Origin of the sequence: Parabacteroides acidifaciens (genome assembly GCF_003363715.1) — a bacterium.
Lineage (GTDB): Bacteria > Bacteroidota > Bacteroidia > Bacteroidales > Tannerellaceae > Parabacteroides > Parabacteroides acidifaciens.
Window position 1 is genome coordinate 1 of the sequence record NZ_QREV01000090.1, and the last position, 9,661, is coordinate 9,661.

Consider the following 9,661-nt stretch of genomic DNA (forward strand, 5'->3'; position numbering starts at 1 on the left):
TTGAAAGAAAGGCGGTAAAAATTGTCATAAATATAGAATCGGGAACCAATAACGGAATTACCTTAAAAGGCTGGATGGATAAAGGTGACTCCGCCAAGATTACGCCTCCGAAGGTACCAAGTCCCAATTCAAGCAACTTGTGTAAAATGACACTGTCAACCGGAGTAATAGCACCGGCAACATCTGTCGATGCTGATAATCCTGTAAAAATGACCTGTGGAGAAGTTGCAGAGAATAAAGCAACAGTATCCTACATTATGCTTCCATTAATTGATGCAACAGGTACCCCTGTTCCCACAGTCACCCTAAGGGTTAAAGTGCAGAACACGGGTGAATCGGAAGGGGGAGAACGGACCTATACCACCCAACTGAAATATCCGTCAGGCGGTTTTGAATCCGGCAAACAATACACCTACACGGCCACCCTGAAAGCCAACGGCATCACCTTTACGGGTGCAACGGTGGCAGATTGGACAGATGGTACACTCGGTGACGATGGTGGCAACCTGACCCCGATAGAACCGGATAACAATTAAAACCGTGCAACAACATCCATCCATAATCGCCGGCCTATTATTGGCCCTTCTTCTTTTGTTTTCCTGTTCCTCCGGGGAGGAGATTCTGAAAGAAGAGATTCCTCCTGTTCAGCCGGAGGAAAAGATCGCCGTGTCGTTTAGTGGCAGGATCGACTTAGTCGAGACAAAGGCTGGGGATGAAGGTACACCGGAAACACCGGGGGAAACGGCCACGACACAGACACTCCGGGAGAATGTAAACGTCACGATCCGGGCCTATAAACAGGCGGAAGCCGGTAGTGTCGGTGCCACGCCGCAGGACTGCCGGGATTATCTCGCAGGAGGGGACGGGAGCCTGACAGTAAAAGGAGATGGAGAAGAGATGCTCTTGGCAGCCGGAACCTACACGTTCTATGCCCTTTCGGTCAATGCCGCCGGGGACACGGTTCCGCCTGCACTGACAAGTGAGACATCTGCGGAAACAAATGAACTTAAAAACAACACCGATTATCTCTATTGTGCCGTGACGCAAAAAATAGAGTCAAAGCCGGAAGAGAAACAAAACGTACCCCTGACATTCATCCGCCTTGCCAGCCGCATACAGATCACAGTGACGGGCACAGGCGGCGACGATAAGATCACTGCCGCTGAAGCGCCAGCCGTTACCCTGCCACTGACTAACCCGGCAGGCTCGAAGATCACATTGGGGGCTACACCTGTTATCGGACAATATGCGGCCGCAACGGCCGACACCACTCTAAAAAGCGCAGGCGATATAACAAACGGCTTTACCTCCGGTTGCATCCTGCTGCCGATGACAGCGGGTCAGAAACTGCCGGTCCGCATCGTCTTCCCGTCGATCACCTTCAACGGGCTGGCTCCGCAAACCGATAAGCTCTACACGGCAGATATCATCACTCCGGAGGGCGGATTCGTCTCCGGGAAGCAGTATAACTACACGGTCAACATTACCGGAAACGAGATCGGATTTATACGGTTGGGCGTCACCTCCTGGGATATAAAACCGGGGGAATTGCCGGACAGTAGCATAGAAGAAGATTATTAGGAAAATGAAATAGACTATAAGAGGGAACAAGATGAAACATCAGACAGGAATCATACAGATATTAATAGCCGTCATCGGCCTGAGCTGCGGATGCACGGGGGAGAAGCTGCTGGACGAGCCGGTACCGGAAGGTCCGGTCGAAGTCCATTTCTTCAGTTCCGCCATCCCCACCCGTACGGAAGGGGTGGTTGCCGGTACGGATAAGCTCACCGCTGATGCAAAGGTGCGTATCTATGCCTACCGGAAAAAGGCGGGGGAGACCAAGGCCACCGCGACAAACGTCTATACGGTAGCCACTGCCGCTGACGGCGGCACCCAGAGTTTGTCCCCAACCGCATCGGCGTCAGGTTCTGGTTCCGAAATGATCCTTCCCTCGGGAACCTTCAACTTCTATGCCGTATCGACCAATAGTGCGGAAACTGCTGTTCCGGATTTTCCTACGGACAAGGCCTCGGATGGAGTTCCGACTGATGAATATACGACAGTTGACGCTAAAAACGGAATCGATTACCTGTACGCTGCCGTGCCGGAGCAAAAGATCGCATTCGGTACGAAAAAAGCGGAAATTCCCCTGACGTTCAGACACGCAGGTACGCAGGTGCAACTGACGATCATCTTCGGGGATGGCGCCCATGCCGGAAGTAATGATGCCGCCCAAAATTTTAACCTTGCGAGGGTAACCATCCGGCCAACCACAGAAGAGAATGCCAAGATGCACTTATATAACGGAGAAATACGCTTTGGAAACCTTTTGGCAGGCTCTCCGGGGAGTGCCGACACGGCCTATTTTAAACAGATGTCGGTTGTCACCTCCGGCACAGTTGCGAACGGCAGTACGACCCCTGCCAACCAGGTTGCCACCTGCCATCTGTTGCCGCTTGCCAAAGCGACAAGCCAAAAAATGGGAATTAAAATAGAGATCGGTAATTTGGTTGTCGGTGGCTCCGAAGCCCAACCTCTTACCCATACCTATACCGGTGAACTCGATGCCTCCGCCGGTTGGCTGGCGGGGACGAGCAACCAGTACACGCTGACTCTTTCCGGGACGGAAATCAAGTTCTCAACCGTGACGGTAGTCCCGTGGAACACCGGAACCGGTGGTGAAGTGGGAAATATAACCGATACGACTCCAACGGGTGATTCAACAACCCCTTAAAGTTATTTCAATGAATATGAAAAACAGCATATTGAATATCCTGTGCCTCGCCGGCCTGCTGACAGCCTGTAGCGGGTCGGATGACAGATTGCCTGTCGTAGAAGAGGGGTACGCCGCCGTCCGTTTCACCGCCTCGCAAGCGGTTGGCGGACAGACCAAAGCGGGTGCCGGTACGGACGGCTTAACCGCAAACGGACATGTCGCCGTATATGCCTGGCAGGGAAAGGCCCCTGCGGAGGCGGAAAAATATGCCTATTCAAACTCGTACACGTTCCATCTGGAAAACAATACGTGCAACCTCGTCCCGCTTAGCGGTGAAATGAAACTGCCGGTTGGGGAAGGGTATAATTTTTACGCCCTGTCGAGCAACGACGCCAGTCTTCTGGCGCCTGCCATGGAAACCGGTAACCGGACTGTCACCCTACAAAACGGGGTGGATTACCTGATGGCGGTAAGCAGTTCGCATAAAGTGGAAGGCTCTGCGGGCAGTCCTATCCCTTTGACCTTCCGCCATATCGCCACCCGTGTCGTGCTGACGGTGAAACCGGCCGGCACAGACGGTTACGTCTCCGCCACCGGCCTGACGGCCTCCATTGCTCCGATCGACAGCACGGGAAGTTATATCGACTTGTCGAAGACATGGAATGCCGGTACTCATAACGACATGATCTACTGGAGGGCTGGGACAGACGTTACAGGCGGTACGCCCCTCGACAAGGCTAACGGACAGGTGAAGGCGGCCTCCAAAACGCAAGGTAGCGATACGGAATTTACCGTCTCCTTTATCCTGCTTCCGGTTGCCGGGAAAGCACAGATTCCCTTGCAATTCGATTTTACGGGCATACAGTTCACGGTAAGCGGTACGCCTGCCAATAAACGGTACTCGGCCGTGCTGACCGCTCCGGATGGCGGGTTGAAGGGCGGGTCGGAATACAAAATTACCGCTCAAATCTCACGTAAAGCCGTCACCTTCAATACCTCACTTCTTCAAAACCCCTGGACATCGGGCGAAGGAATCGGGGTGGACGAGGTGATTGAGGTGGACCCGAAGTGAGGGGAGAGTTGAAAGGGGAAAGTTGAAAGTTATAAATATTGGATATGAAAGGAGAATTTTATATAGGATTGTTGACGTTGTTGTTGCTGCTTGCGGGATGCGATAAAGTGGATGCCGGACGCGGGGAAAATGACGGGGAGGCATGGCCGGTCAGCTTTATGCTGGCAGGGGTTACGCCGACGCGGGCGGATGGGGCGACAGGTGTGGCGGACGGGACGGAACTGACCATTGCGGCCTATGATCCGAACAGCCATAACCTGGTTGCGGCAAGGAACTATAAGGTGGCGAGCGGTAGTCTGACGCTTGATGAAACCGATAGCGAGGCGATGTACCTCTCTGTCGGCACCTACGACTTTTGCGCCATGACGCCGCGGCAGGTGCTGACGGGTACTGGCAAAGACGGCAAACACGGGCATATACAGCAGGGGGTGGACGCCTTGGGGGCTGTCACCCGGGCGCAGGTAGAGGCTGCTGCGACTACTGCAATCCAACTGAATAATCTCGATCATCTCGCCTCGCAGATCCGTTTTACCGTGCAGGTGGTTCCGCAGAAGGTCGATTCGATCGCCTCGTTTGCCGTCCGGAGCATCGGGATCGACGGGATGGTATTGGCCGCGGAAGGGGAGGAAAACTACTTGCTGCCGGACAATAAGCTCGTGATACCTGCAGCCGATGCAGCGGGTAAATTCGGAACATTGACGATTGGCGGAACCGATGCCTTTACCATTGAGTCGCAAGTAGACAAGGGCCCGGGTTATATCAATACGCAGAAAACGCCTTTGGTGGTTTTTCCGAAGGCCGAGAGTACATTCAAAGCGGTAATTACGGTAGCGGTCAAGAAAAAGCTAAAGCAAGAAGACGGGACAATTGCGGACGGAGAGGAAGAGACGATAACATTGAACGCCAAGATCAACCGTTTAGCTTTCGACCCCGGCAAACGTTACAACTTTGAGGTCAACTACGGATGGGATTACGTCCGTTTCGACATCACCGTTGCTCCCTGGACAACTGTCACGGACAACAGTACAACGGGCAGCGGCGAACAAACGGTAAGCCATACGATAAAGATCAACCAGTGGGATGACGATATTGATTTAGACATGACGATATAATAAGATGAAGACGAATTTATATATACTGATGGCATTCCTGATGGAGATCGGGATGTTGGTCGGCTGTTCGGCGGACGGAATCCCGGAAAAAAGGGACGAAGTCTTGCCGGATGGCCTTACCTATATCCGTTTTGGGGTGGAGGCCGCTTCCGGTCAGGGGGTGGACGAAAACACATTGCAGAATCTGACGGTCCTGCAATTCGACCTCGACGAGAGCGTAGCGGATGTAACAGAACAAGATAAAGCCCCATGCGTCACCGCTCGCTACCTGCGTAACCCCGAACCGGAGACGGATGCAGATGGAGGCGCTAAAGGTTATTACCTGATCGGGTTGAAGGCATCGACTAAAGACACCCAATATCTGGTCTTTATCGCCAATGCCGGTTCCATGTTCCAGGACTATAAGGGGACATTGGGCGATTTCAAGGCTCTAACCATCCCTTTCGACCAGAAGACGAACAACGGCGAAAACCAGTTGATGCTCGGCGCCGGGTATGTGCCGGTGAAAGGTGTGGATGACGAGCAAACTCATCCGGTCATACTGAAACGGCTGGTTGCACAGATTCATTTTAACTATACGAAGAAGTTAGAGGTGACCGAGGCCCGTTTTACTCCTATCAGCCTCCGCTTACGGAACGTGCCGAAAGTGCTGAAATATGCCGACGGGATCACGGAGGCGACCGACTATCCGGAAAAAACGTCCGAAAATTTCACCGACTATACCTCCATCATCGACAAGATCGAGGAGGGCTTCACCTGGTATATCCCGCAAAACGTGCGGACGGCGGCGGCTGATGGCTCTTACGGTGACGACTTCCGTACTTATGTGGAGCTTTCCGGCATCTACGAAGCCCCCAATATGCAGGACCAGTTGGTTACCTATAAGTTCTATCCCGGAAAGGATGATCATTATAATGTAAGCCGTAATTATAGCTACGAGATGCTGCCCGTTGTGGGTGGCGTCAACAGCTTCGATGCGAATGTGTCGACGCGCAATCTGACGGTCAGCCCGTCGGCCAACTGTTTTGTCGTCGCGCCGGAAGCGGGCAGCGAAGTGACATTCGACCCGCACGATTCGCCGGGTACGGATGTTGCCGGAACCGAAATAGTCTATGCCGACCAGGTGATCGAAAACCAGTACAGCCGGATCGCGGATGTCAGGCCGGTCTGGCAGACGTCGGCGAACCTGATCGATGTCATATTCGCCGACGGGTTAGTGCGCGTTGTGCCTAACGCCAAAGGGGAAACCGGCAACGCGCTGATCGCTGCATACGCAGCCGACGGGACGACGATCCTCTGGAGCTGGCATATCTGGGTGACGCCCTACGCTAAGGTGTTGGACGGGACGGGAACAAACGGGTATATACACACCCAGACAGATAGCAATAATAATACGTATGAGTGGATGGACCGTAACCTGGGCGCCCTAAACACCTACCGTGAGGACAAGAACCGTAACCTCTACTACCAGTGGGGGCGGAAAGACCCGTTTTATGACAAAACGCAGAACTCGGCTATTAGTAGCGTGATTACGGCTGCTGATAAAGGAAATGCCCTGAACTTCGACGTGTCTGTCAAGAATCCGACAGTCTTTTTCCAACAACAAAGTGGTAAATCAGGCACCTGGCACGGCGGAGCAGCTGCTATCACCAACCTCTGGGATCCCAATACGAAAACAGTGTTTGATCCCTGCCCTGCCGGATGGCGCGTACCGGCAAAGCTTGCCTGGGAGGCTTATAAATGGGGGAGTGGAGGTAATATGGCTTGGGACACAGCCAATCCCTACGGAACTGTATGGACCGTCGGTCCGGGTGTCTATTCCTGGTTCCCAAGGGGAGCTCTAAATAACAGTATCGCTTTTGATACAGGCAATGCATATATGTGGTCGACCGAATGGGCAAGTACAACACCCTATACTTATAAAATCACCAGTTCGAGCGGAAGCGTTGCCAACACTATCGTCGGTTCTTTAGGCGGTTCCGTACGTTGTGTAAAAGTGAAATAACCGATAAAATGAAATAACAGGATGAAAACAAAGAATATATTCTGGCTTTTAGCTATTTGGACAACCCTGATCACCGCCTGCGCGGAGAAAGACGAGTTGCAGAGCGTGAAGGGCGTATCGGTTGAGGTCACCTGCAGTCTGCAAGTCGCCCGTATTGGAGGCGAAAGATCGACACGGGGAACCAACCTTACTGCCGAGGAATCGGCAATCCAGGACCTGACGGTGATCCAGTTTGATGGGGAAGGGGATGACGCTCCAACCATGATTGTCCGCACGTTCCAAAATCCATCTTCACTGGAAGGTTTAAAGGTCGGACTGATGCAGCCACAGAATGCGGAAAAGCAACAAACCCTCTATTTTATAGCCAATGCCGGTAAGACGTTCAGTAACTTCAACGGTACATTGAAAACATTCAAAGCAACAGTAATTCCTTCTTCTGAGATGGGTGGAAACATCCTGATGACCGGAAGCTGCCTGACCGTAATTAAAAAAGAAACCTCCGTTGCTGCTACTCTGACCAGCCGGCTGGCTAAGATTGTTTTCAAAATAGACTTGACCAGCCTGCCGTCCGGTGCCCGGTTTGAACCGCTCTGGCTACAATTGCGATCAGTTTCGACCGATGCCAGTCCGGAAGCTCCGGCAAGCGGGACTGTTTATCCGGCTCAAAGCAGCGAACTATATAGCGACTTGGAACCGGTTGTCAGCAATATAGATAAAGGTTACACCTGGTATATTCCGGAAAACAGGCGGGGGAAAAGCACTGCCACAGTAAACGATGCAAAAGATAAAAACAACAATAAACCGGATAACTATTGTACTTGCGTCTACCTTGAAGCCAATTACTATCCGAATGCAGATAACAACACTGACGCAAAAAGAGTGAACTATACTTTATATCCGGGGAATAACAACACTGACAACTTTGATATAGAAGGGAATAAATCGTACACCGTCAACTTGAAAATAACCGGTGTGGATGGTAAGAACGATTCGCGCCTCGAAGTCAAAGATATCCCGGCCTCTCTGCCGGGCGCCAATTGTTATATGGTCAAACCCAACTCCTTCCTGACCTTTAACCCGCATAATCCGCCGGGTGCAGACGTGTCGGGAACAATCGTCTATCTCGACCGGGTAGGTTCTAAGGATAAGTGCAACATCGCCCGTGCCGAGATCGTCTGGCAAACCAAACCGGGACTAATCCGGGCAATCTATCATTTGAGCGCCAGTGGGGAATACCGGATACAGACAGCCAATATGACAGGGAACGCCTTGATTGCCGCTTATGACGAAGAGAATAAGATATTATGGAGCTGGCATATCTGGGTAACGGATTATACATTGGATGATGTAGACGAGAAGATTAAAAATATTTCAGAAAATACTAATCAGGAAATTAGCTTGACCAACGACGGTAAAAGCAGAGTTTTTATGTGGGAAAAGTATGTCTGGATGGACCGGGGGATCGGAGCGTTGTCGAATGAACCGGGTTTCGATTCGTTCGGCATGATTTATCAGTGGGGACGAAAAGACCCGTTTCTTCCGGGTGATCAGATAGCGAGTACTGCTCTCCTTATAAATACGATTACGCCAACTTATGATGCCAACGGAAACCGTATTTATGCATCGGGAATTTCGGGTAATGGTATTGAAAATGCGATAAGTAACCCTATTTTCTTTTTAAAGAATTGGAGTGTAGATAAAAAAGAATTATGGAATTATCCTAATAAAACCGTATTTGATCCATGTCCGGCGGGTTGGTGTATTCCTCCGAGTGGTGCAGTGGCGAATTTTACTACGAAAACAAGTGTAACATACAAGACCAATAATGGTCAGTTGGATAAGAACGCGGCATTTGCCAACAATTTGACAAACTTATTCTGGCCTTACGTGGGATACCGGCATGTATCATCAGGAGCAGGATACGCTTGCGGTCATTTGGGAATTTACTGGTGTTCGAATTTTCAGAATACTGAAAAAACCAATGTTTATGTTTACGGGGGATACCAGAATCAATATAATGACAGTAGCCAAGGTAAACAAAACTATCGTGGACCTAATGATGGCTTACTTGGTCGTTGCGTAAAAATAAAAACAACGAATTAACAAACAATAATGAATAAGAAAGAACTGTCACAAACCCTTTCCCACCGGTTGGGAATTACTTGTAAAGAATCGCAACAATACCTCGACACCCTGTGCGAGGTATTAAGCGAAGAATTTCAGAAAGGCAATTCCATTTGCCTGCAAAACTTCGGCCTGTTTAGTTGCCGGCAACAGCCCGGCCGCCCCGGTCGTAACCCGCGCACAGGCGTCCCAGCCCATATACCGTCCCGTACCATCGTCAAGTTTAAACCGGGCAAGGGGTTGATGAAAACCCTGAACCCTTGAATAGTTAGCGCTAACAAGACGAAGGAGCAAATGCTGATTTATCGGTGCATCGCTATGTTTATATTACCGGACGCAGATTTCGCAGACGACGCAGAGGAACGCAGATCATTTATTGTTTTAAAAGAAAATAAGTCTGCGTTCCTCTGCGTAATCTGCGCCCGTCTGCGCCCGGTAAATACGAGCAAACACACCGCTAAATCATCATTTATCATTTCAAAACAATATCAAAATAATCAGCACTAAATATCGCATGGATAGATACGGAGAAAAACACATCTTGTCGGTTTTGATGGTTTTGCCGGAAGACCATTATATGGTGGAAATTGTCTTCCCCGGCGCACTGGCCACCAACTACGGAATCTGTC

Annotated in this window: 8 protein-coding genes; all 8 read left to right on the forward strand. The window is 50.8% G+C overall.

The window, feature by feature from the left end:
• Positions 1–536 (forward strand): fimbrillin family protein (locus tag DWU89_RS19840; RefSeq protein ID WP_187574954.1); only part of this gene is annotated, 536 nt, incomplete at its 5' end.
• A 4-nt stretch (positions 537–540) separates the two neighbouring features.
• Positions 541–1,581 (forward strand): fimbrillin family protein, encoded by a 1,041-nt coding sequence (locus DWU89_RS19845; RefSeq protein ID WP_158543412.1) that lies wholly within the window; start codon positions 541–543, stop codon positions 1,579–1,581.
• Between the two features lie 31 nt (positions 1,582–1,612).
• Entirely contained in the window at positions 1,613–2,737 is a 1,125-nt protein-coding gene (locus DWU89_RS19850) for a fimbrillin family protein (protein ID WP_115501364.1), read from the forward strand.
• Positions 2,738–2,753: 16 nt separating this feature from the next.
• Positions 2,754–3,791, forward strand: a complete 1,038-nt coding sequence (locus tag DWU89_RS19855) for a fimbrillin family protein (RefSeq protein ID WP_158543413.1) — start codon at positions 2,754–2,756, stop codon at positions 3,789–3,791.
• Between the two features lie 44 nt (positions 3,792–3,835).
• Entirely contained in the window at positions 3,836–4,903 is a 1,068-nt protein-coding gene (locus DWU89_RS19860; protein WP_115501366.1) for a BF2992 family fimbrillin-A clan protein, read from the forward strand.
• A 4-nt stretch (positions 4,904–4,907) separates the two neighbouring features.
• The gene (locus DWU89_RS19865) at positions 4,908–6,908 is read left to right on the forward strand and encodes a fibrobacter succinogenes major paralogous domain-containing protein (RefSeq protein WP_115501367.1); all 2,001 of its coding nucleotides are present in this window, start codon (positions 4,908–4,910) and stop codon (positions 6,906–6,908) included.
• A gap of 21 nt (positions 6,909–6,929) precedes the next feature.
• Entirely contained in the window at positions 6,930–9,011 is a 2,082-nt protein-coding gene (locus DWU89_RS19870; protein ID WP_115501368.1) for a DUF4906 domain-containing protein, read from the forward strand.
• A gap of 9 nt (positions 9,012–9,020) precedes the next feature.
• Positions 9,021–9,296 carry an HU family DNA-binding protein gene (locus DWU89_RS19875; RefSeq protein WP_115501369.1) on the forward strand — a complete coding sequence of 92 codons (276 nt, stop codon included), beginning with the start codon at positions 9,021–9,023 and terminating at the stop codon, positions 9,294–9,296.
• The last annotated feature ends 365 nt before the right edge of the window (positions 9,297–9,661 follow it).